Raw genomic sequence first — 23,235 nt, forward strand, 5'->3', positions numbered from 1 at the left:
AAAAATATTCCTATATACGTTTAGTGAATAGCCGATTTAAACTTACCACCATTTGTCTCTTGCGTGCTCATAATCGTAACAAACGCATTTTCATCAATTTCATGCACAATTGACTTTAACTTCGTCACTTCTAGACGCGTTACAACTGCATAAATAACTTCTTTTTCTTTATCTGTGTAACCACCTTTTGCTACAAGCTTTGTAGTTCCACGGCCGAGTCGATGTAAAATCGCATTTGATACTTCCTCATATTGATCAGATACAATTAAAACTGCTTTCGTTTCATCTAGCCCTTGAATTACTGTATCGATCGTTTTAAATGCAATATAGTACGTCATTACAGAATACATCGCTTGTTCCACACCAAACACAAATGCTGCCCATGCAAAAATAAATAAGTTCACAAACATTACGAATTCACCAACAGAGAACGGTAATTTCTTCGTTAATAAAATCCCCATAATTTCAGTTCCATCTAACGATCCACCATGACGAATTACAAGTCCTACACCAAGACCTAAAATAAGACCACCAAACACAGTCGCTAAAATAGGCTCTGTTGTAAACGGTGGCACCGCATGTAACGTTGACTCAATGAATGCTAACGCTACAATACCAAATGCCGAAGATAACATAAATGTTTTTCCAATTTGCTTATAACCCGAATACATAAATGGGATATTGAGAACAACGACTAAAGTAGAAAAACTTAACCACCAAATATTAGGAGTAAGATAATCTAATATAAGAGAAATACCAATAATTCCACCATCAATAATTTTATTTGGCATTAAAAATAGTTCAATCGCTACCGCTGCGCATGCTGCCCCAAAAATAATCATAACTAAACGATAAATGAGATGAATAACACTTTCTTTTCGATGTTGCTTTTGCTCCATAGGTCCTCCCTTTACTCTTTTTCTGTAGTTTTGTCCTTATATTATAACATACGCTTCTTTTCCTCATGAAAAAAGAAACTCTATACGAATATGTACAAGCTATATGCTCATATATTTCGATAGAAGAACGCGTGAAGGAGGATAACAAGATGAACCTCATTAAACAAATTGTTAATAAAAAATTAAATCATATTTCTACAAAAGAGTTATTAAAATATAGCAAAGAATATGAAGTTTCTATTACGACTGCACAAGCTGACCAAATCGTTTTACTTATGAAAGGTAAAAATATTAATATTTACGATAACAACGAGCGACTAGAGCTCTTAAAACAGATCGCAAAAGTAACTTCCCCTGCCACTGCCCAACAAGTAAATACATTATTTCAGCAATTACTAAAATAAGGAGGGGAAATCCCCTCCTTATTGCGCTTTAATTTTTTCAAGAAGCCCTTCATCAAAAGTACCGTTTTTCAGCATTTCGATTTCCAATTTGTATGGTGGCTTCTTATCTTTTTTATCTTCCCCTACATACGGTGTTTCAAGAATTTTTGGTACATGCATTAACTGTGGATGATGTACAATGTGATGCAACGCTTTATACCCAATGTGACCAAATCCGATGTTTTCATGACGGTCTTTTCCTGCTCCGCGTACATTTTTACTATCATTAATATGAAGTACTTGTAAACGATCTATACCAACGATCTTATCAAATTCGTTTAATACACCGTCAAAGTCATTTACAATATCATATCCTGCATCGTGCGTATGACACGTATCAAAGCATACAGATAGCTTTTCATTATATTTTACGCCATCAATGATCTTTGCAATTTCTTCAAAGCTACGACCACATTCTGTTCCTTTTCCTGCCATCGTCTCTAACGCAATGTTAACCGTCTGTTCTGGCGTTAGTACTTCATTAAGCCCTTTAATAATTTGTTGAATACCAGCATCTGCTCCAGCACCAACGTGCGCTCCTGGGTGAAGAACAATTTGTTTCGCTACACCTAATGCCGATGTTCTTTCAATTTCCATACGAAGGAAGTCTACACCTAATTGGAATGTTTCTGGCTTCGTCGTATTCCCAACATTAATAATATACGGCGCATGGACGATAATTTCCTCAATACCATTCAGCTCCATATGTTTTCTTCCTGCTTCTATGTTCAATTCTTCAATTGGTTTTCTTCGTGTATTTTGCGGTGCACCTGTATAAATCATAAACGTTGTTGCACCGTATGAAACAGCCTCTTCACTTGCTGCTAATAACATGTTCTTACCACTCATGGAAACATGAGATCCAATCTTTAACATACAATCACCTCTTCAATATACAATAGATATAATGATAGCATAATTTGTAGAAATATGTAGTGAATTGTTTGTTCACAAAAGACGCACTACACAAATTTATATGAGTATTTAAACAGACTATACTCTTCATTTAAATTAGCGGGATTAAAAAAAGATAAGGGAAACCCCTTATCTTTTTTTATTGCTATATTTTCTCTTCACTTTGTCACGTTCTGTTGCAAGTTTACGTTTATAGTTTGGTTTTACTTTTTTCGGTTTTTTAATAACTTTCGTTGCCATAACATCAAGTTCGTCATTTGGTTTTTTACGGCTCTTACGACGACGACGCTCACCTAAATCCGCCCACTCATCTCCGCGTAAATCTACATGTTTAAACTCGATATGACGTTGTTTTTCTAAGCTATCTAATGCTTCTTCGTTTGCTGGATCATAAATCGTCACTGCAATACCAGAATGCCCCGCACGTGCTGTTCTTCCAACGCGGTGAACGAAGAAATCTAAATCTGATGGTAGTTCATAGTTAATAACATGGCTAATTCCTTCAATATCAATACCACGTGCTGCTAAATCAGTCGCAACAATATATTGGAATTTAAGGTCACGAATTTGTTTCATCATTTTTTTACGATCACGTGGTGATAAATCCCCGTGAATTCGTCCAACTTTTAAGCCGCGTTCCATTAATCCATCAGCAACTTGATCTGCCATTTTTTTCGTATTCGTGAAAACAACTGCTAAATACGGTTTAAATTGAAGTAGCATTTTATTCACTAAATCAATTTTATTACGATGTTTAGAAGGCACTAAATAGTGTTCAATGTTTCCAGCTGCAACTTGTTTTGGATTGATATGAATATGCTCTGGATTCTCCATATATTTCTTCAGAAACGGTTTTAGTTTTTGAGGAATTGTTGCAGAGAAAACTAGCATTTGCAAGTTTTTAGGCATGCGTGCTGCAATTTTATCTACATCGTGAATGAATCCCATATCAAGCATTAAGTCAGCTTCATCGACAATAATCGTATTTGCTTTATGAACAAATAATGCTTGTTCTTCTACTAAGTCTTTAATACGTCCTGGTGTCCCGACTACGATATGAGGTTGTTTTTTCAACTTTTCAATTGAACGTTGTTTATCAGTTCCACCAATTAAACAACGCGCTGTAATCATTTGATCTTCCGCACAGAATTTTGTTAATTTCACAATCTCTTCGTAAATTTGTTGTGCTAACTCACGAGTAGGTGCTGTAATAACAAGTTGTACTTCTTCACGGCTTGCATTAATTCTGTTCAATGTAGGAAGTAAGTATGCATGTGTTTTCCCAGAACCTGTTTGGGATTGTCCAATTACACTTACACCTTTTTTCACGACCGGGAAAATTTTCTGCTGAATTCCTGTCGGCTCTGTAAAGCGTAGTTCACGAACTGCATCTATTAAAAATGGTTTAAAATCATACTGTGTAAAAGTTTGTTGTGTCATAAGTTACACCTTCTTTCTAAATTTCTACTGCGCGCACAAATCAGTCAAGTCTACATTATATCGAAATCTACAAGTAAAATCCATCTTTAGTTTAGGTTTTCCCTTCAAAAACTAACCTTCTTCCCCCTTATTGCATATTGTATGTGTATATACCTAACTGAAGAAAGGAGGATTTCTCACATGTTTCCAAAATCCCCCACAAGACAAATGTATCCAAATCAAGGGCAGCAACCTTATACACCATATCCAATTCCACAACTACCACCGATGGCACAAAAAAAGAAAGGGTTCCTTGCTAAACTCTTTAAAAAACACGATCCAACCGAACCTTACATGCAAATGGTTCCGCCTTATCGACAAATGGAAGGACCGCCACCAATGATGCACCAGCACCAGCACCAGCAACCGCCACCTCAATATCGGCAACAATATCAACCCCAATATCAACAGCAATACCCGCAGCAGTACTCACAGCAATATCAACCATACATGCAGCAGCATCCAGAGCAAATGATTCCCCCTCAAATGTACGAATCAAACGAAACGCGCGGCGGTGCAACAACTACAGTAGCATCCAGTAGCGGCATCGGCAGTTTTTTTGCGAATTTAATTTCGAATCCAACTAATATGATAAACAATATAGAAAAAGTATCCCAAGTCGTTCAATCTGTAAGCCCTGTCGTCGAACAGTACGGCCCTATTATGCGTAACCTACCAAGCGTTGTTAAAATCCTCACCTCTGGAAAAAGTACGGAAGAAGATTCAACTAAAAATCAGGCTGAAGACATAACAGAAAAGGTTGAGGTAGCAACTCCGCCTCCTCCACAAAAAAAAAGAAAAAGAAAAAAAATAGTGATTGAGCCAGTCATAGAAAAAGAATTACGAGAGGAGCCTGTTCAAAAAACAGCAACAAAACCAAAACTATATGTGTAACAATCCTTTGTTTTCTATCCACTCCTCCTTTATAATGTAAAAGACTATGCACAAAAGTATCCCTTGTTTAGAAGGAGAGGATTACTCATATGAAAATTGTTAAAATTTCCCCTCGTGGTTATTGCTACGGTGTTGTCGATGCAATGGTAATTGCACGTAACGCCGCATTAGATAAATCATTGCCGAGACCCATTTATATTTTAGGTATGATTGTTCACAATAAACATGTTACAGACGCTTTTGAAGAAGATGGAATCATCACATTAGACGGTCCAAGTCGCTTAGAAATTTTAGATAAAATTGATTCTGGTACTGTTATTTTCACTGCACACGGTGTTTCTCCAGAAGTTAAACAACGCGCAAAAGAAAAAGGTTTAACAACAATCGATGCCACTTGTCCAGATGTTACCAAGACACATGACCTTATCGAAGCTAAGAAAGCGGAAGGGTATCATGTCATTTATATCGGTAAAAAAAATCATCCAGAGCCAGAAGGCGCAGTTGGTATTGCACCTGACATCGTTCACCTTATCGAAAAAGCCGATGATTTAAAAACATTAGAAATCCCAACAGATAAAATTTTAGTAACGAATCAAACAACGATGAGTCAATGGGATGTTCAACATTTAATGGAGGACATTCAAAAAAAATTCCCAACAGCAGAATTCCATAAAGAAATTTGTTTAGCAACTCAAGTTCGCCAAGAAGCTGTCGCTAAACAAGCTGATGTTGCAGACTTAACAATTGTTGTCGGTGATCCGAAAAGTAACAACTCAAACCGTTTAGCACAAGTGTCACAAGAAATTGCTGGTACGAAAGCATACCGCGTTGCAGACGTAAGTGAGATTAAATTAGAGTGGCTACAAGGTGTAGAAAACGTAGCTGTTACAGCAGGTGCTTCTACTCCAACTCCAATTACAAAAGAAGTTATCGCTTTCTTAGATCAATATGACCCAATGAATCCCGCTACATGGGAGAGAGTTCGAAAAGTACCGTTACAAAAAATATTACCTCGTGTAAAAGTGAAAAAAGAACAATAATAAAAACCGTTGCCTATATGAGCAACGGTTTTTATTTTTCTTATACAAATGTAAATGGATCTGTATGTAATTGCGAAGCATGAATGTGTACATTGAGTTTCTTTGCATCCACTTTTTCTTGTAATTGCTTTTGCACACCTTGCTTCATTACTTTTTCAACGTTATGTCCTGGGTCAACTATATTTAAACCGAGCATCATCGCATCATGAGCAACATGATAATACATGTCACCTGTTACATATACATCTGCTCCTTTAAATTTAGCTTGATTGATGTATTTGTTACCATCACCACCAAGTACAGCTACTTTGCGCACTTTATCATCTAATTTCCCAACAACTCGTGCACCCTTTACATCTAATGATTGCTTTACATGTTCTGCAAACTGTCCAAGTGTCATTTCTTCTTTTAAGTATCCTATTTTCCCAAGCCCTAATGTTTCGCCTTTGTTATCAAGTGGATACACATCATACGCTACTTCTTCATATGGATGTGCCGTTACCATTGCTTTAATCACTTTTCGTTGTAGTGAAACTGGAATAATCGTTTCGATCCGCACTTCTTCTACGCGCTCTAACTGTCCAGTTTCCCCTACATAAGGATTTGTCCCCTCTTGAGGTACAAATGTACCTGTACCCTCGCTACTAAACGTACAGTGGCTATAATTGCCGATATGACCAGCACCTGCGTCTCCTAATGCTTTTCGTACTTCCTCTGCATGAGTTACTGGCACAAACACAACAACTTTTTTCATTTCTTCTGCATATGTCGGTGCCAAAACTTCTGTATTTTGCAACCCTAACGCCTCAGCAAGTAAATCATTTACCCCGCCCTTGGCAACATCCACATTTGTATGCGCTGCATAAATGGCAATATCATTTTTAATACACGTTTCAATAATTCTTCCGTACGCTTTATCTGTATGAATCGCTTTTAACGGATTAAAAATTAAAGGATGATGCGCGATAATGACATTCGTCCCTAATTGAATCGCTTCCTCCACAACTTCCTCCGTTACATCTAATGCAATTAATACGTGTTGTACAGATTTATTAAGCGCTCCAATCTGCAGACCAATTTTATCTCCTTCCATCGCCAGATGCTTCGGATACATACTTTCAAATAAAGAAATAATTTCATGGCCGTTTGGAATTTTACTCATGATAAAATCTCCCCTATCATTTTCATTTTCGCTTCTACTTCTGCACGTTTCGCTTTTGTTTCTTCAGAATTAGCCGCACGTTCTAACTGTTTTAAAATATTTTGGAAGTTTTTCAATTCCCCTTCCCATTTTTCAACGAAAGCTTCACTTTTTTCTTTTATTAAAAATGGCCCCATAAACAATCCCGCTTGTTTATTTTCCGAGTAAGGTGCTTCGACATTTCCTCGCTCTCCTACTAAAATCTCATAAATTTTCCCATCTTCTTTTACGATTTTTTCATGGATAAGCTCCCAACCATTTTCAACAAACCATTCACGAATATGATGTGCTGCAATATTCGGCTGTAAAATTAAACGTGTTACACCTTCTAATTTTTCTTTACCACTTTCTAAAATGTCACGAATTAACGCTCCGCCCATTCCAGCAACCGTAATTACATCTACTTCTCCTGGCGCTATAACAGCTAATCCATTCCCTTTACGCACATCTACTTTATCTTGCAAGCCACTTTCAGCTACAGTTGCTTGTGCAGAGCGAAACGGTCCATCTACAACCTCTCCAGCAACTGCTTTTGTAGCAATATTATTTATAATTGTATAACACGGTAAATACGCATGATCCGATCCAATATCAGCAACTGTAGATCCTACCGGTATTTCACGCACAACTTCTTCTAATCGTTTTGAAAGCTTTACTTCATTCATGTATTTCCATTACTCCTTCTCTTGTCAGTCTGTCTCCATGATAATGAATTTATAGTAGTTGTTGCAAGCCTATAACAACAATTCACTTCTCTATCATTCATCGTATTTTAGAAAATATAGAAAAACAAGCCCTTTGCATAAGCAAAAGACTTGTCATACGGAACTTTATTTTTTCTTCGATAACCAATCAGCTACTTTAGTGGCTTGATCAGCTGGAACTATATTAGCAGGCATATTGCCCTTTCCTTTCGAAAGAATTTCTTTAATTTCATCCTTTGAAAGTTTCCCACCAATTTTTTGTAAGTTAGGTCCTACTGCCCCTTGTAACTGATCACCGTGGCAGCTCGTACAGCTTTGCTTCACAATATCCTCTGGTTTTGATGCTGTTTGTGCTGGCTTCCCGCCATTTTTTGCATCAGCTAACTCTTTAGATTTATTTAGCCCCTGAAATGAAAATACAAACATAACGATAATACCCAATGCTGCAATAAGAGCGAACGGAATCAGCGGATTACGTTTCATATCTCTTCTCCCCCCTCTATACCCCTAAATAGTTAGATGATTCAGTCATTTCCATTGTACTTGAAAACGCTCTATCAGAAAAGAGAAAACTACTACTTGTTAAAAATATTCCATAAATTCAGTTTATTGTTTTTTATTGTCATATAGCTTATTATTTCGATAATTATTAACGTTTCTCATCATATTTTTCGCTTTTCTACATATATTTTTGTATGGAATAAACAAAATTAATCGAAAAATCTAAAAATGAGCATTTGCAAATCAAAAGACAATTCTGTAAAATAAATTACAAGAAATTGTAATCGTTGCCGATAGCTAAATTTTAACAAAAATTAACAAAATAAAAAAGTTTACTTCACAAAGGTGAAGTAAACTTAAAAAATAACCTATTCTAAGAAATCCTTAAGACGCTTACTACGACTTGGATGTCTTAATTTGCGAAGTGCTTTTGCTTCAATTTGACGGATACGCTCTCTCGTTACGCCGAATACTTTCCCAACTTCTTCAAGCGTACGAGTTCGTCCATCATCTAAACCGAAACGAAGACGCAGAACATTTTCTTCACGATCTGTTAGTGTATCTAACACATCTTCTAATTGTTCTTTTAGCAATTCATAGGCTGCATGGTCCGCAGGCGATGTTGCTTCTTGGTCTTCAATAAAGTCACCTAAATGGGAGTCATCTTCTTCACCAATTGGTGTTTCAAGAGAAACTGGCTCCTGTGCAATTTTTAAGATTTCACGTACTTTTTCTGGAGCAAGATCCATTTCTTCACCAATCTCTTCAGGAGACGGTTCGCGACCTAAATCTTGTAATAATTGACGTTGTACACGAATTAACTTATTAATCGTTTCAACCATATGAACTGGAATACGAATTGTTCTCGCTTGGTCCGCAATCGCACGTGTAATAGCTTGGCGAATCCACCAAGTTGCATACGTACTAAATTTGAAACCTTTACGATAATCGAACTTTTCAACAGCTTTAATTAGACCCATATTACCTTCTTGAATTAAGTCTAAGAAAAGCATACCACGGCCTACGTAGCGCTTTGCAATACTTACTACAAGACGTAAGTTTGCTTCTGCAAGACGACGTTTCGCTTCTTCATCGCCTTCTTCAATACGCGTTGCAAGTCGAATTTCTTCTTCTGCAGATAGTAAGTCTACACGACCAATTTCTTTTAAATACATACGAACAGGATCGTTGATTTTAACCCCAGGTGGTACACTTAAATCATTGAGGTCAAACTCTTCTTCTGTTTTTGTAATTTGGCGATTATTAGGGCCTTCTTCGTTGTCATTATCACCAACTAAGTCAATGCCTTGTTCACCTAAATATTCATAGTATTCATCCATTTGATCGGATTCAATTTCAAATCCATTCATGCGTTCTGCAATCTCTTCATATGTAAGAACGCCACGTTTTTTTCCGAGCTCAGTGAGTTGTTCTTTCACTTGCTCAAGGGTCATTTCAGTTTCAATTTGTTTAGAACGAGCTGGTTTGTCAGCCATCTGTTCCCCTCCTTACGCGAGATACAAACATTCATTATACTAAAACTTTATCAAAAAAGCTATTTTCTCGCTTTTTGATTTTGTAAATATGCTACATAATATTTAGCAGCCTCTACAGGATCTGTTTTTTCCATTTGTTTCACTTTAAAGATGATCTCCATCTTTTCAAGTTTTTCCTGATGCCGTCTAAGCGTCTCCAAATGGCCTTGCAACACTTCTTCTGTGTATTCTGGATTAATAAATTCATCCGTCGAAATATCAGTGATAATATTTTTCAACTTTTCATCAGAGAGCCAACTTAAAAATGTTCCGACTGAAGGTTCATTTCCCTTTTCATAATATGCGTATAGTTCATATAAAATCCCTTTATGTTCTTCTGTATGAAAATCTTCTATATGGGATTCCATACGAACAGCTACTTCTGCACTTTGCAACATATGGTAAATAATTTCTCTTTCCGCTCTTTCAAAACCTGTTAACTTCGGTTTTGTTTGAACGACTTGAGACGGTTTAGCAACCTGCTTTATTTGTTTTTGCTGTACCTTTTGTTCTTTGCGATATTGGTGCAATTGATTCAAAAGTGTTTCCATTGAATACGAAAATTCTTGCGATAATGACTTCAAATATGACTCTGCCCGCATCGCATCTTGTAACAACGATAACTCTTTTAAAACACTTTTCACATATTCTTCTTTGCCAGACTCATCTTGCAAATTTTTCCCTAAACGCAAATAATTTATTTTAAAACCAACAAAACTCACACTTGATTTCACAAGATTTTCAAAAGCGGTAGTCCCATATTGTTGCACATATTCATCAGGATCAAGCTTATCTGGCAAGGATGTGACTTTCACTTGGCAACCAACTTTTAGCAATAATTGCCCTGCTTTCATCGTCGCTTCTCGCCCTGCTTTATCACCATCATAGCAAAGAACAACAGTTTCAACGTTACGTCGCAGAAGTTTTGCTTGTTCTTCAGTTAAAGCTGTTCCCATTGTCGCAACAGCTTCTTCCACACCACTTTTTACCGCAGCTAGTACATCGGCATATCCTTCAAAAAGAACCACTTGCCCACGCTTTCTAATAAACGGTCTTGCTTGGTGGAAGTTATACAACAATTTACTTTTGTGAAAAATCGGTGTTTCAGGGCTATTTAAATATTTCGGAGTGTCATCCCCTAACGCCCTTCCACTAAACGCTATCACCTTACCTTGTAACGTATAGATCGGGAACATAACTCTTCCACGGAAGCGATCGTAATGACTACCATCCTTCTCACTTCTTATTAGAAGGCCAGCTTGTTCCATACTAGACAGCGATAAACCTCTTTTTTGTAAAATTTTCGTCGCTGCATCCCAAGCAGGTGATGCATAACCAATTTCAAACTTCTCAATCATCTCTTTCGTAATACCACGGTTTAATAAATATGAAAGTGCTTCATTTCCCTCTTCCGTATTTACTAATAAATGATGATAATACTTTTTCAATAATTCATGAGCTTGTTGCATGATGACAGTGTCATCAGATATGTCTTCTTGTTGTCCTTGTCCTGATGTGTACTCTGCAACCGCAATTCCATTTCTTTCGCCTAGCTTTTGAACAGCCTCGGTAAAAGCCAGTCCTTCCATTTTCATTAGAAAGGAAAATACATTTCCACCTTCTCCACATCCGAAGCAATGAAAAATTTGCTTATCAGATGAAACAGAGAATGAAGGAGAATTCTCACCATGAAATGGACAAAGGCCGAAATAGTTACGCCCCTGTTTTCTAAGTTGAACGTATTCACCAATGACTTCTACAATATCGGATGATGTCCGAATCTGTTCAACAACTTCTTCGGGAATTCTGTTCCCCATAACTCCATCTCCGTGTCGTATTTTGTATTCGATATAAATTAAAAAATTCCTTTATAATTCGACAATATTTTTCTAAACTTGTTAGAAAGTGTTGCCGATTACATTGTATAAACGATTTTGAACCTTTCCTATAGGTCCTTTATCTGCATAAATCGCATATACATACTTGCTATATAAAATTGTATACATTTGCTCATCTGTTACAAATGTATCTCTTAGAAACAATACATATACACCTTTTTACAAGAAGAGTAGCAAGCCACATATACTGTTTGATCTTGAGATCTGTAACTTTTTCATGTTGATCCATATAACAATCAACTCCATTTTGTTCAGTATCTACAATGATCCAATTGCCTTGCTATTTCCTTAAAGGATGAGCATATGATGCGACAAACAAAATTCCGACATGAAATTCCGCTCCAACTTGCACAATTTCAGCCTTCACGGGATATACATCTACACCAACTAATATGTTGTTGATGTTTTGCATATTTCTGTATTCTACATCCCTTCTGTGAATCCTTCCATAATGTGCGTTTTCTTGTATAGATTTTGTCGATTTAACGTAATTACATGTCTTTTTCGTAAATCCTATCCCTAGTTTATTCTGAAAAATTAAAGTCTAAACGTAAAATATAGGTTTTTATCACAATTTTTTATTATAATATATTTTCTTCAACTACGCTACATATCCCTTTATTTTTTCAGCTTACATTTCAGGATGACAAACTCACACCTTGAATATACTAAAAGACAAAGGAGTATAAGTATAACCATTACACTACAATCTATTACAAAATCCATAGGTATCATATTTCACACGAGCGAAAAAAGCACATTCACCTTTGGTAAATGTGCTAAAACATTTTTTGGTTTTGCACTGCATTCACAATAATATTTGCTGTTTCTTCAATCGCTTTATTCGATACATCGATTACTTGGCAATTTATTTTACTAATTACTTCCTCAAAGTGATCAATTTCTTCTTGAATACGATTAATATTTGCATATGTTGCTCCATCACTTAATCCAAGTGATTTTAATCGTTCTTTTCGAATATGATTTAACTTATCTGGCGTAATTTTCAAACCGAAACATTTTTCTTTTGCCACTTGATATAGTTCTTCAGGTGGGTCAACTTCTGGCACGAGTGGTACATTCGCAACTTTCAAGCGTTTGTTATGAGCTAAATATTGGGAAAGTGGTGTTTTTGATGTACGCGAAACACCAATCAACACGATATCTGCTTTTAAAATACCTCGTGCATCTCTGCCGTCATCATACTTCACAGCAAACTCAATCGCTTCAATCTTTTTAAAGTATTCTTCATCTAACCTACGGACAACACCTGGCTCATATCTCGGCACTTGCCCCGTAATTTCTTCAATTTGATCAATAAGAGGGCCGATAATATCGTATGCCTCTACCCCTTCTTTTGCAGCCTCTGTTACTAAATACCGGCGCATATCAGGCTTAACTAACGTAAAACATATAAGTGCTTGATTACTCTTAGCAATCGAAATCACTTCTTTTAATGTCCCTGTATCTTCTACATACGGTACACGTCTAATATCAGGAGCAAACGGGAATTGCCCCATTGCTGCTCGAACAACCAAATCAGCCGTTTCCCCTACAGAGTCAGATACGACATATACGATTTTATTATCCATTACATTACCTCACTTTAAACAAATTACACTTATTCGTTATTTACTAAATTTACAAACGCACGTGTAATATTTGTCTTTGTAATTCGCCCAATCACTTCTAAACCTTGTTTCGTATCTTTTACAACTGGCATTGCATCAATCTGTCTTTCTATTAATTCCATCGCAATATCATATAAAGAATCCTCTCTACGACACATCGCAATGTTTGGCATCCTTGTCATGATAATATTAACCGGAAGAGAGGTTAAATCCTGCTTTCCTAAGCTCGCTCTTAATAAATCTTTACGAGACACAACACCAACTAATAGAGTCATCTGATCTACAACGAACAATGTACCAACATCCTCTAAAAACATCGTACAAATTGCATCGTATACGGAAACATTTTTATCAATTACAACCGGTCTAGATTGATAATCTTGTACTTTAATTTTCTTAACAGCTTCAGATAATAGCTGCCCCCCAGTTTTACCCGTATAAAAATAACCTACGCGTGGACGTGCTTCTAAATAACCAGCCATCGTTAAAATTGCTAAGTCTGGTCTTAGCGTCGCACGTGTTAGACCCAATTGCGCTGCAATTGATTCCCCTGTAATAGGACCGTGATCTTTTACAATCTGAATGATATGTTCTTGCCGTTTATTCAGCTCTATGATAATCACCACCTTTAATGCACAACGAAAAAAGTTATACTATCTCTTAAATATTATATACTAAATATGCTATTCGAAAAAGAAAGTATGTAAAAAGGACCGTATACGGCCCAAAATTATATTTGAAACTTATCAAGTTGTTCTAAAAAACGTCTTGATTTCAAATAAATTCCGCAATATTCATCATAATATGTATTCAATACTAAACGCATTTGTTTTTTTGTGCTATCCTTTACCGATACATTTCCGAGCCTATGTAAATCGAAATGGAAGAAAAGACGTAATAATTTATGAACAGCTTCTCCTACCGGTATACGATATGGGTCTTGCTCTGCATGACGTGAGCACAGAAAACCGCCTTCCCTTACGGAGAAGGCGACAAAGTCTGTTTCTTGATGACAAATCGCACATATATCAAAGTACGGGCGCATCCCTAATACCGGAAGCATTTTCGTTTGATAAATTAATGATAATACTTCTGGATCAACACCCTCACACATATAATGCAACGTTTGATATAACATTTCAAATAAATACGGATTATGTTTTTTATCTTCTGTTGCTTTATCAGTTAACTCAACAATAAATGATGCATAAGCAGTTAAAAATATATCCTCGCGAATTTCTTTCATAGTTGAAATAATCTCGCCTTGTTGCAATGTTCCAAGCCCAGATCCCATTTGAATAAGAAAATGGCCATGCGTCATTAATTGCGACACAGATGCTAATCGGCTTTTCGGTTTTTTTGCCCCTCTTGCCATTGCACTTACCTTACCAAGTTCTCTTGAGAATATTGTAACAATCTTGTTCGTTTCTCCGTAATCTGTCGTACGGATAACGATGCCCTCAACTTTTTGAAACATGTTCGTCACCATCCAAGGTTTGAACAAAACGGGTCAAGAAATTGGAGAGTCTAGATGCGCTAGCTCCTCTTCATGTTGATCCATCTCATCGTTTACGTCTTTTTCCATTTCTTTCAAAAGCAAGTACGTTTCAATGCTTCCTGTTTTAGAGAAAAACTTCCAGGTAAAATCTAGCATAAGAATCCACCTTTCTCAATAAGCGTAGCCTATAAACCAATTTCCTTTGTTGTTATTAAATTGACCCATTTTGTCCATTTTCATGTGAGAAAAATTTTTCCTAATTTATCAAAGTTCATAAAAACCAATAATCAGTGGATGAACCAACCATCCACTGATTACAACTTTACTCTATTTTAGTACTCATCCTCGCGGAAACCTAGGTCACGAAGCTGAGACATTTTATTACGCCAATCTTTTTGCACTTTTACCCATACTTCTAAAAATACTTTAGAACCAAGTAGCGCTTCAATATCAAAACGAGCTCGCTTACCAACTTCTTTTAACATTTTCCCTTGTTTTCCGATGATGATTCCTTTTTGTGATGCACGTTCAACAACAATCGTTGCATTTATATAAACTGCCCCGCCCTCACGCTTTTGAATCGCATCGATAACAACAGCCACAGAATGCGGCACTTCTTCACGTGTTAAATGTAGTACTTTCTCACGAATAAGCTCTGCAATAATAAATCTCTCCGGATGATCCGTTACTTGATTCTCTGGATAGTATTGTGGTCCTTCTGGTAAATACTTTTTAATTGTTCCAATTAAAGCGTCCACATTATTACCGTCTAACGCAGAAATTGGTACAATCTCTGCAAATTCATGTAGTTTACGATATTGATCAATTAACTCTAGTAATTGCTCTGGATGAAGTTGGTCAATTTTATTAATGACTAAAAATACTGGTTGTTTCGTTTCTTTTAATTTCTCAATGATGAATTCCTCACCACGACCAAATCCTTCAACTGCATTAACCATAAACAGAACAATATCAACTTCTTTTAATGTCGTTTGCGCCATCTTTACCATGAAGTCGCCTAATTTATGTTTAGGTTTATGTATTCCTGGTGTATCAATGAAAATAACTTGTGCATCATTTTCTGTATATACACCTTGAATTTTATTACGAGTCGTTTGTGGCTTATCACTCATAATAGCAATTTTCTGGCCGATAATACGGTTTAAAAATGTAGATTTTCCAACATTCGGTCTGCCAATAATAGAGACAAAACCTGATTTATAACCTTTTCTATTCATGTAAATCCTCCGCTAAAAATGCTCCTGGTAACAATTCTCCGACTGTCGTCTCTTGAACGTCACCATGTAAGTTTGATAAGTATACTTTCGTATCCTGTTTACATAATTCTACCATAACTTGTCGACATGCTCCACAAGGAGGTACTGGGCGCTTTGTATCTGCTACAACCGCAATGGCTACAAATTCTTTATCTCCTTCAGAAACCGCCTTAAATAAAGCTGTTCTTTCAGCACAATTACATAAGCCATATGATGCATTCTCAACATTACATCCACGATATACTTTTCCACCGCGCGTTAATAATGCTGCACCTACTTGAAATTTAGAATATGGTACGTACGCTTGTTTACGCGCTTCGATTGCTTCTAGAATTAATTGTTTACTATTCATATTCCCGCATCCTTCCTGTTCACAGCTATGAAGAGATACACTCTCTCATTAAAGGCCCTTACAGCACTTCCAAAGCTTAATAAAAGCTTCGGAATGCAACTATACCATATACGGTAAAAAGATAATAGCACCAATTATAACAGCTATAATTGCAAACAATAAAACCGCTCCTGCCGCAACATCCTTTGCAATTTTTGCAAACGGATGAATATCGGCAGTCGCTAAATCTACCGTTTTTTCCACAGCCGTATTTACCATCTCTAAACTCATTACACTCCCTATTACAATAAGTAATATCATCCACTCTATTTTCGTAATATGGAAATAAAAGCCGCAGCATATAACAATGACTGCGGCTAAATAATGGATTTTCATATTTCGTTCATGACGAAAACAAAAGAATATACCAGCTATAGCATATCCAAAACTATCTATAAGTTTTCCTTTTTTCATCGTCCTAATCCAAAAGCTTCTAAAATTTCTTTTTGTCTTCCGAACATTTCTTTTTCATCTTCTTCTGTCATGTGATCATAACCAAGTAAATGTAAAAAGCCATGTAACGCCAAAAATCCAAGTTCACGATCGAAAGAATGTCCGTACTCTTCAGCTTGCTCTTTCGCCCTTGGAATAGAGATAATAAGATCCCCTAACATGCGCGGCATCTCTGCACCAACAATCTCCATTTCTCCTTCTCCCATCTCTTCCATGGCAAAGGATATTACATCTGTAGGTTGATCTTTATCTCGGTAATCACGATTAATTTCTCTAATGCGCTCATTATCTACAAATGTCACCGATACCTCCGCACCATCCTCGATATTTTCCATTTGAGCTGCTTTTTCTAACACTTCACGAATTAAACTCATATACTCTTCTTTTACTTCTTCTGTTTCATCAATAAAATCAATTAACAAACTCATTCTTTCTCCTTTTCTTCCGGAGGTTCCGGATATGTAATACGCGAATGGAAAATACCATTTAACGTTTCACACAACGTTTTTCCAACGATTTGTAGTTCCTTAAACGTCAAATCACATTCACTAAATTGACCGTCTTGCAGTCGATCTTTAATAATACTTTGCACCAAATTATTAATTTGTTCTGGCGTTGGGTGATTCATAGAACGTACCGCAGCTTCTACACTATCAGCAATACCAACAATTGCCGATTCTTTCGAAGTTGCTTTTGAACCTGGATAACGGAACATCTCTTCTGTATATTTTTCTTTATCTTCTTTAATAGCTTTATAATAAAAATATTTCAGTAACGTTGTACCGTGATGTTGCCCAGCGATATCAATAATTTCTTGTGGAATATGATATTCTTCGAGCATTCTTACTCCATCCGTTACGTGAGCAATTATAATATCTTTACTCGTTACAGGATCTAATTTATCATGCGGGTTTTTAATTCCCATTTGGTTTTCAATAAAGAATTGCGGTTGTACTGTTTTTCCTACATCATGATAATATGCCCCTACACGCGCTAATACACCATTTGCCCCAACTGCTTCACAAGCAGCCTCAGAAAGATTCGCTACCATTACACTATGATGATATGTCCCTGGCGCTTCTAACAAAATTCTACGTAAAAGCGGATGATTTGGACTTGATAGTTCCATAAGCTTCATACTTGATACGATTCCAAGTCCACTTTCTAAATATGGTAAAATCCCCATAGCCAAAACGGATGATATAATCCCTGAAAGTGAAGCCATTAATAATTGCGTACCAATTTCAAGAGGCGAAAAATTCCCATTACGTAATAATAAGAGCGCCGCTAATACGACTACATTTAATACAGAAACGAGTATACCAGCTTGTAAAATCATTGTACGACGATTTTTTTCTCGCAAGAAAATACTAACCGATAATGAACTTAACAATACGTAAATCCCTACACTATAATTTAATGTACTCGTTACTCCTTCATTAAACATAATACTTCCGCATACAGAAAAAATCATACTCGTTAAAAAGACAAATCGATCACCAATCATTAGTTTTACAAGTATTGTTCCCATCGCAACTGGGACAACATATGCAATCCCTGCGTATTCAAGTTTTTGAAACAAACTAATGATTTTCATTAAGACGATTGTGATAGACAAAATTGTAATATACGCTAAAACATACGGTCTATCTTCTCTTTTTCTCTTTAAAAATAATTCAAATTGTTTATGCATAAAGTATAGTAATACACCAATAAGTACCGCTAATCCAACATAAGGTTGAAAGCCGTTCCCTTTTTCTAACAAACCAACTAATTTCAACTGATTATACACATCACTTGAAATCGTTTCACCTTCTCTAACAAGAACTTGTCCTTGAAGAATATAAACAGGTGGAACTAAATCTTCCTCTGCTTTTCTCTTCTCTTTCGTTAAGATCGGGTCATAAAAATAGTTCGCTGAAATTGCATATCTTCCTAGCGCCTTAATTGACTCTTTTAAACCATTATCAACATTAACACTATTCATCTCACTTACATATCGTTCTTTCGCATCTTTCAATTCGTCCATTTTAATATGCTCAGTCATGATACTATTAATCGCTGTGACCGCAGCATCTTTCGCTAATACTAATTGGCTCGAATCTGCATTAATCAAATTTAGTAAGTTTGAATCAGATAATTCTTTCGTTAAGTCAGCGGGTAGTTTCTTTTTTAACTTATCCACTTTCTCAGCATCAGTCATCTTTTTTTGATCATCCGGTCCAACAGCTTTAATCTCTTGCACCACTTCATCCACTTTAGCAAAGACGTCATTCACAATATCAACTTTGTTTTGTTTATACTCACTTTTATATGTATATTGATCTTCAACTTTTGTAGCGGCTTCTTTTTTCTTTTTATCCGTTGTAACTTTATCTTCAATTTTTATAGGAGAATGGATTGTCTTTTTCGCAATAGAATACATATTAACATCTAATTGTTCTGGTTTTACATTATTCATAAGCGCAAAAAACAGCACTGCTCCTAACACAACGTAAGAAATCCAACTTAGTTTTTTCGAATGTTGTAAATTACGAAACCACTTAGAAATTTCTTGAGATCTTGACATGATTTCAATACCTTCTCCTCTCCAGAAATAAAGTGAAACTATTTATAGCTTTCATTTCTTCTACCCAACGATACTTTGAGGCAAAATTTTACACACCAGTACCTATAGTTTATTTTCCTTATCTTTCATGATAGTAAAAAATATGACGTTCGCCAACCTTATCATACAAAAAGAAATGATCCTGACAAATAGGATCATTCCATTTTATCATATGCCTCAATAATACGTTGCACCAATGGATGTCTCACAACGTCCGTTTGTTCTAATGTAATAAATGACAGACCTGATACACCAGATAAAATATTAGCAGCTATAGATAGCCCTGATTTTACCCCTTTTGGCAAGTCTACTTGTGAAGGGTCCCCTGTAATAACCATTTTAGAACTAAAACCTAATCTTGTTAAAAACATTTTTATTTGAGCACCCGTTGTATTTTGAGCCTCATCTAAAATAACAAATGAATCATCAAGCGTACGCCCCCTCATATAAGCAAGCGGCGCGATTTCAATTACTCCTCGCTCCATCATACGCTGCGTATATTCTTGTCCAAGAATATCATGTAAGGCATCATATAATGGACGTAAGTATGGATCTACCTTCTCTTTCAAATCCCCTGGTAAAAAACCTAAATTTTCTCCAGCTTCTACAGCAGGTCTTGTTAAAATAATTTTCTTTACATATCCTTGTTTTAAAGCTCTCACAGCCATTACTACAGCTAAATATGTTTTTCCAGTTCCTGCAGGCCCTATCCCAAAGACAATATCATTCTTCTTCATCGCATGAATATATCTTCTTTGCCCCATTGTTTTTACACGAATGGATTTACCTTTTGCAGTCTTGAAAATTTCTTCTTCATATAACTCTTCAAATTGAGCAATTTTCCCTTGTTGCGCGAGCTGAATTGCATACGCAACATCTCTCTCTGAAATTGATATACTTTTACGAATTACAACAAGTAATTGCTGTAAGATTTTTTCTACGAGTGTCACCGTTTCAACTGCTCCAGATACATGAACAGTTTCTCCTCTAGTTACGATCGATACATTCAGTTCTCGTTCAATTACTTTTAAATGTGCATCATTGACTCCAAAAAGAGCGATTGCTTCGTTAGTATTTTCCAATTGTTGGTTCATTTCTACTAATTGTTCTGCCATTACTCAGTCTCCTTGAATATCGGATTCGGATATTGGTTGTGGCTCTGCAATATTTTCAACCACAGTATAATGCAATGTGACTTTTAGTTGATCCGCCTCAACCTCTTTACTCAAAATCTTATCACTTACAATCATAGCATGTTCATCCAATTTTTTCTTTAGTTCTTTTTCGGCCATCTCCTTCGCTACTTTCAGCGCTTGCTTTTCTGTATATTCTCGATTCGCTTCTTCCTCTTCTCTCACAACATCTTTTTCATATGCAATCGGCAGTGTAAAACCAAATAATTTCACATCATGCTTTACACTTTCAGTACGAGAGCGTTTATACTTATCATGCTGAAATCCCCATATTTTTATTTTCGTATCCCCGAATTTAAGAAAATGTTCATTGTATACATTACCAGTATACACTTGGAATTGCGTCTTTAGCGGAACATCTACCTTAGATGTATACCACGTTTCGCCATACACAATACCTTTCGCTGAAACAATCGTCGGACTTTCCTCATTACCATATATTCCGGATACGAGAATCTGCCCTTTTTCTACATGATCATTCTTCAGTACAAGCGGCTTTCCAACTTCTACAAACGTTTTTGTAATAATCGCTTCTTTTTTTGCTACTAAATTTTGCGGCCTTTGTTCCTTTTCTTTTTTTGGTTCGTTTTTTTCAACAATTTTAAAATGATACGTCGTTCCTCTTACTTCTAGTCCCGCCCAAGTAATGGCATTAATATTATCTGTCAAATGGCGTTGTACATCTTCTACATTCGGCATTTGAAATTGTAGTTTCCCTTTTTTAATACCCATTTTATCCAATTCTTTCATCAATATATATTCTGTTTCGGGTTTTGCTCCTGTAATTTCAATTTTCCAAACCATATTTGACATTGCAATCACGCCAAAAAAGAAAATTAAAAACCCAATTAAAAATCCACTATTTTTAATTAAACGCTTATTCCAAAAAGGAAAACCATAACGTCCAATAAAATATAATTTACATTCATTTTTTCTATAAATTGGTTTTATTTTTTTCACATCACGTAACAACATACAAAAAACTAACGTTTCATCAGCTATTTTCTTAACATCCCAAACTAACAAATTCCTCCGTACACATTCATTAACAAACCGTTCCGCTCCTCTACCTTCAATCCGCACTTTTACATATCCAAGCCACTTTATAAACCATTTATTTTTCATTTACCACCTTCACTGCCTTTCTAAAAGTAGATATACTACTTTTTATTTGAAGCATTAAAATAGCTCGTACTAAAATGAAACAAATTAAAACTGTAATCGGTCTCTATCAACGAAACTTTTACAGGATAAAGAAGAAAAACTTCACAAATGGAAGTTTCACTTCAATCACCTTTTTTTTCATTTTCTAAAAATGTTACTTGCTCAATTATCCCTTCGAGCAAAAGCTCTTCTGGAAGAATCGTTTTAATAACAAAGGATTGTCCTTTAATTAGTAATTGACCATGTTTTAACAGCAATCGCACTTCTTTATCTGAAAACACTAATAGCCCCCGATGATTTTCTATATAAATATGTATTTGCCCAACAAGAGTAATCCGAGGCAGATCCATTAATACATCCACTGGTAGGTCTACTTGTTTTGTTAACCAATTTTTCATTTGTTCTAATTTCTTCATCTCGAAAGACCCCCTCCTCATCCCATATATATGCATTTCTTCACAAGTGCCTATCGTGTTATAACGACTTCACTAACATAACTATATTCTGTAAGAGTTCATCTCATGTTAATTAAAACAGTCGCTATATGAAATCATATTTATCAGGACAATGATGGATCAGGGAATGTTACCCATAATAATAGAAGTATTAATACAAGAATATGCGCCCTCAGGGGATATCAGTACAAGTTAAATTAAGAAATTGAGCCTAGCAAGAAGTTGGAAACTTGAAAAAACCTGTTACAATTCGTTCTGGACGTGACATACTGACCATAGAATAAGTAGTTGTCATTCATTAGACAAATGAGATAAAATCCGAAAAAGGAAATTGCTCCACTCTGAATTTTGCGGTGTAAGTAAGAATATTTTATAGGTGGTTGTTATATGAATTTCAAAAAAATATTAGGATTCATTAAAAAACAAAAAAATGAATTAATAAGCGAGGAAATACGAAAGGAAATTGGATTTAGTCAAGAAATTTTGAATGTTATAAAACAAGTTACTAACAGCAGCATCCAGCCCTTTTATGCAACTGATTCAAAATCTAAAATAGCCGGAGTCTCTTTCGTTACCTTTGAGGATTCTGCTGAACAGCAAGTTATAAAACTTCAATCTGAGGTTCAGAAACTTGGATACTTAGCTTTTATTTGCGAAAGAAGTTTTAGTCAAGGAAGTAAGAGTGAGTGTAGAATTGCAATTACACAAGGAAATGGCCAATTTGATATCCTTACAATCCAACAAACAAATGGCGTTAATTACGAAGTTAGCAATATAGATGTTATTTTTAAACTAAGAAAATGGAATGATCGCTATCCTTTTATCATAATCGGTGCAGATCATGACTGGGTTGATGCCATTTTTAGCGCGTTACCTACAGACGAAGAAATGCAATCTTTCGCGCAAGAAATGTATGAATTTTGTCCAGATATAGTGGAACAAGGAACAGAAAGCATTGAGGAGTTAGTCGAAGAAATTAAGAAAACGAAAAAGCTTTTTTTATGGTGGGATTAATCATAACTAAGGCCGTTACTTTTTTTACATACCAGAGGCGTT

25 protein-coding genes are annotated in these 23,235 nt (G+C 35.9%); 4 read left to right on the top strand and 21 right to left on the bottom strand.

The features are described 5' to 3' along the window. Positions 1-20: 20 nt before the first annotated feature. The gene (locus tag ACQRBL_RS21340) at positions 21-899 is read right to left on the bottom strand and encodes a YitT family protein (RefSeq protein WP_000435960.1); all 879 of its coding nucleotides are present in this window, start codon (positions 897-899) and stop codon (positions 21-23) included. 149 nt (positions 900-1,048) lie between these two features. On the opposite strand from ACQRBL_RS21340, the gene ACQRBL_RS21345 reads away from it, so the two are divergent. Further along, positions 1,049-1,303, top strand: a complete 255-nt coding sequence (locus tag ACQRBL_RS21345; protein WP_001048958.1) for a DUF2624 domain-containing protein — start codon at positions 1,049-1,051, stop codon at positions 1,301-1,303. A gap of 18 nt (positions 1,304-1,321) precedes the next feature. Here ACQRBL_RS21345 and ACQRBL_RS21350 read toward each other — a convergent pair whose 3' ends face one another. Together ACQRBL_RS21350 and ACQRBL_RS21355 are read right to left on the bottom strand one after the other, a co-directional pair. Further along, a complete protein-coding gene (locus ACQRBL_RS21350) occupies positions 1,322-2,218 on the bottom strand; it encodes a deoxyribonuclease IV (protein ID WP_000912471.1) in 897 nt (298 codons plus the stop codon). Positions 2,219-2,386: 168 nt separating this feature from the next. Continuing rightward, the gene (locus tag ACQRBL_RS21355; protein ID WP_411995634.1) at positions 2,387-3,697 is read right to left on the bottom strand and encodes a DEAD/DEAH box helicase; all 1,311 of its coding nucleotides are present in this window, start codon (positions 3,695-3,697) and stop codon (positions 2,387-2,389) included. Positions 3,698-3,877: 180 nt separating this feature from the next. On the opposite strand from ACQRBL_RS21355, the gene vrrA reads away from it, so the two are divergent. After that, a complete protein-coding gene (gene vrrA, locus ACQRBL_RS21360; RefSeq protein WP_411995635.1) occupies positions 3,878-4,630 on the top strand; it encodes a VrrA/YqfQ family protein in 753 nt (250 codons plus the stop codon). 89 nt (positions 4,631-4,719) lie between these two features. Further along, complete coding sequence (locus ACQRBL_RS21365) at positions 4,720-5,670, top strand: 4-hydroxy-3-methylbut-2-enyl diphosphate reductase (RefSeq protein ID WP_000706657.1); 951 nt, start codon at positions 4,720-4,722, stop codon at positions 5,668-5,670. 40 nt (positions 5,671-5,710) lie between these two features. Here ACQRBL_RS21365 and ACQRBL_RS21370 read toward each other — a convergent pair whose 3' ends face one another. From ACQRBL_RS21370 to yqfC, 18 genes are all read right to left on the bottom strand, one after another. Continuing rightward, the gene (locus ACQRBL_RS21370) at positions 5,711-6,832 is read right to left on the bottom strand and encodes a Nif3-like dinuclear metal center hexameric protein (RefSeq protein WP_411995636.1); all 1,122 of its coding nucleotides are present in this window, start codon (positions 6,830-6,832) and stop codon (positions 5,711-5,713) included. After that, on the bottom strand, positions 6,829-7,536 hold the full coding sequence (locus tag ACQRBL_RS21375) for a tRNA (adenine(22)-N(1))-methyltransferase (RefSeq protein WP_001006547.1): 708 nt from the start codon (positions 7,534-7,536) through the stop codon (positions 6,829-6,831). The genes ACQRBL_RS21370 and ACQRBL_RS21375 overlap by 4 nt, the downstream gene beginning before the upstream one ends. Before the next feature lie 165 nt (positions 7,537-7,701). Further along, a complete protein-coding gene (cccA, locus tag ACQRBL_RS21380) occupies positions 7,702-8,058 on the bottom strand; it encodes a cytochrome c550 (RefSeq protein ID WP_000828142.1) in 357 nt (118 codons plus the stop codon). 386 nt (positions 8,059-8,444) lie between these two features. Beyond that, positions 8,445-9,572: an RNA polymerase sigma factor RpoD gene (gene rpoD, locus ACQRBL_RS21385; protein ID WP_000764066.1), complete on the bottom strand. Its 1,128-nt coding sequence runs from the start codon at positions 9,570-9,572 to the stop codon at positions 8,445-8,447. 59 nt (positions 9,573-9,631) lie between these two features. After that, complete coding sequence (gene dnaG, locus ACQRBL_RS21390) at positions 9,632-11,428, bottom strand: DNA primase (protein ID WP_023523066.1); 1,797 nt, start codon at positions 11,426-11,428, stop codon at positions 9,632-9,634. 81 nt (positions 11,429-11,509) lie between these two features. Beyond that, on the bottom strand, positions 11,510-11,653 hold the full coding sequence (locus ACQRBL_RS21395) for a hypothetical protein (protein WP_000479733.1): 144 nt from the start codon (positions 11,651-11,653) through the stop codon (positions 11,510-11,512). A gap of 635 nt (positions 11,654-12,288) precedes the next feature. Further along, entirely contained in the window at positions 12,289-13,101 is an 813-nt protein-coding gene (locus tag ACQRBL_RS21400; RefSeq protein WP_242263878.1) for a pyruvate, water dikinase regulatory protein, read from the bottom strand. Positions 13,102-13,130: 29 nt separating this feature from the next. Continuing rightward, positions 13,131-13,763: a helix-turn-helix transcriptional regulator gene (locus ACQRBL_RS21405; RefSeq protein WP_000583756.1), complete on the bottom strand. Its 633-nt coding sequence runs from the start codon at positions 13,761-13,763 to the stop codon at positions 13,131-13,133. A gap of 107 nt (positions 13,764-13,870) precedes the next feature. Continuing rightward, entirely contained in the window at positions 13,871-14,617 is a 747-nt protein-coding gene (gene recO / locus ACQRBL_RS21410; protein ID WP_411995637.1) for a DNA repair protein RecO, read from the bottom strand. A 33-nt stretch (positions 14,618-14,650) separates the two neighbouring features. Then, entirely contained in the window at positions 14,651-14,794 is a 144-nt protein-coding gene (locus ACQRBL_RS21415) for a YqzL family protein (protein WP_000883924.1), read from the bottom strand. A 176-nt stretch (positions 14,795-14,970) separates the two neighbouring features. Beyond that, positions 14,971-15,876: a GTPase Era gene (gene era / locus ACQRBL_RS21420; RefSeq protein ID WP_001080230.1), complete on the bottom strand. Its 906-nt coding sequence runs from the start codon at positions 15,874-15,876 to the stop codon at positions 14,971-14,973. Further along, positions 15,869-16,267, bottom strand: a complete 399-nt coding sequence (locus ACQRBL_RS21425) for a cytidine deaminase (protein WP_001086285.1) — start codon at positions 16,265-16,267, stop codon at positions 15,869-15,871. Before ACQRBL_RS21425 ends, era begins: the two co-directional genes overlap by 8 nt. A 99-nt stretch (positions 16,268-16,366) precedes the next feature. Further along, on the bottom strand, positions 16,367-16,720 hold the full coding sequence (locus ACQRBL_RS21430; RefSeq protein ID WP_000715464.1) for a diacylglycerol kinase family protein: 354 nt from the start codon (positions 16,718-16,720) through the stop codon (positions 16,367-16,369). Further along, a complete protein-coding gene (gene ybeY, locus ACQRBL_RS21435; RefSeq protein WP_000054684.1) occupies positions 16,717-17,187 on the bottom strand; it encodes an rRNA maturation RNase YbeY in 471 nt (156 codons plus the stop codon). The genes ACQRBL_RS21430 and ybeY overlap by 4 nt, the downstream gene beginning before the upstream one ends. After that, positions 17,184-19,328, bottom strand: coding sequence for an HD family phosphohydrolase (locus ACQRBL_RS21440; protein ID WP_000091513.1), 2,145 nt, complete (start codon positions 19,326-19,328; stop codon positions 17,184-17,186). Before ACQRBL_RS21440 ends, ybeY begins: the two co-directional genes overlap by 4 nt. 194 nt (positions 19,329-19,522) lie before the next feature. Then, on the bottom strand, positions 19,523-20,482 hold the full coding sequence (locus ACQRBL_RS21445) for a PhoH family protein (RefSeq protein ID WP_000840520.1): 960 nt from the start codon (positions 20,480-20,482) through the stop codon (positions 19,523-19,525). A 3-nt stretch (positions 20,483-20,485) separates the two neighbouring features. After that, positions 20,486-21,685, bottom strand: coding sequence for a sporulation protein YqfD (yqfD, locus tag ACQRBL_RS21450; protein ID WP_065485289.1), 1,200 nt, complete (start codon positions 21,683-21,685; stop codon positions 20,486-20,488). A 161-nt stretch (positions 21,686-21,846) separates the two neighbouring features. Continuing rightward, on the bottom strand, positions 21,847-22,140 hold the full coding sequence (yqfC, locus tag ACQRBL_RS21455; protein WP_000732269.1) for a sporulation protein YqfC: 294 nt from the start codon (positions 22,138-22,140) through the stop codon (positions 21,847-21,849). Positions 22,141-22,566: 426 nt separating this feature from the next. Between yqfC and ACQRBL_RS21460 the strand changes: the two genes are divergently transcribed. Continuing rightward, on the top strand, positions 22,567-23,193 hold the full coding sequence (locus ACQRBL_RS21460) for a DUF4253 domain-containing protein (protein ID WP_023523068.1): 627 nt from the start codon (positions 22,567-22,569) through the stop codon (positions 23,191-23,193). Positions 23,194-23,235: the final 42 nt, after the last annotated feature.

It is taken from the genome of Bacillus sp. AF62, from assembly GCF_050312695.1.
Taxonomy (GTDB): domain Bacteria; phylum Bacillota; class Bacilli; order Bacillales; family Bacillaceae_G; genus Bacillus_A; species Bacillus_A cereus.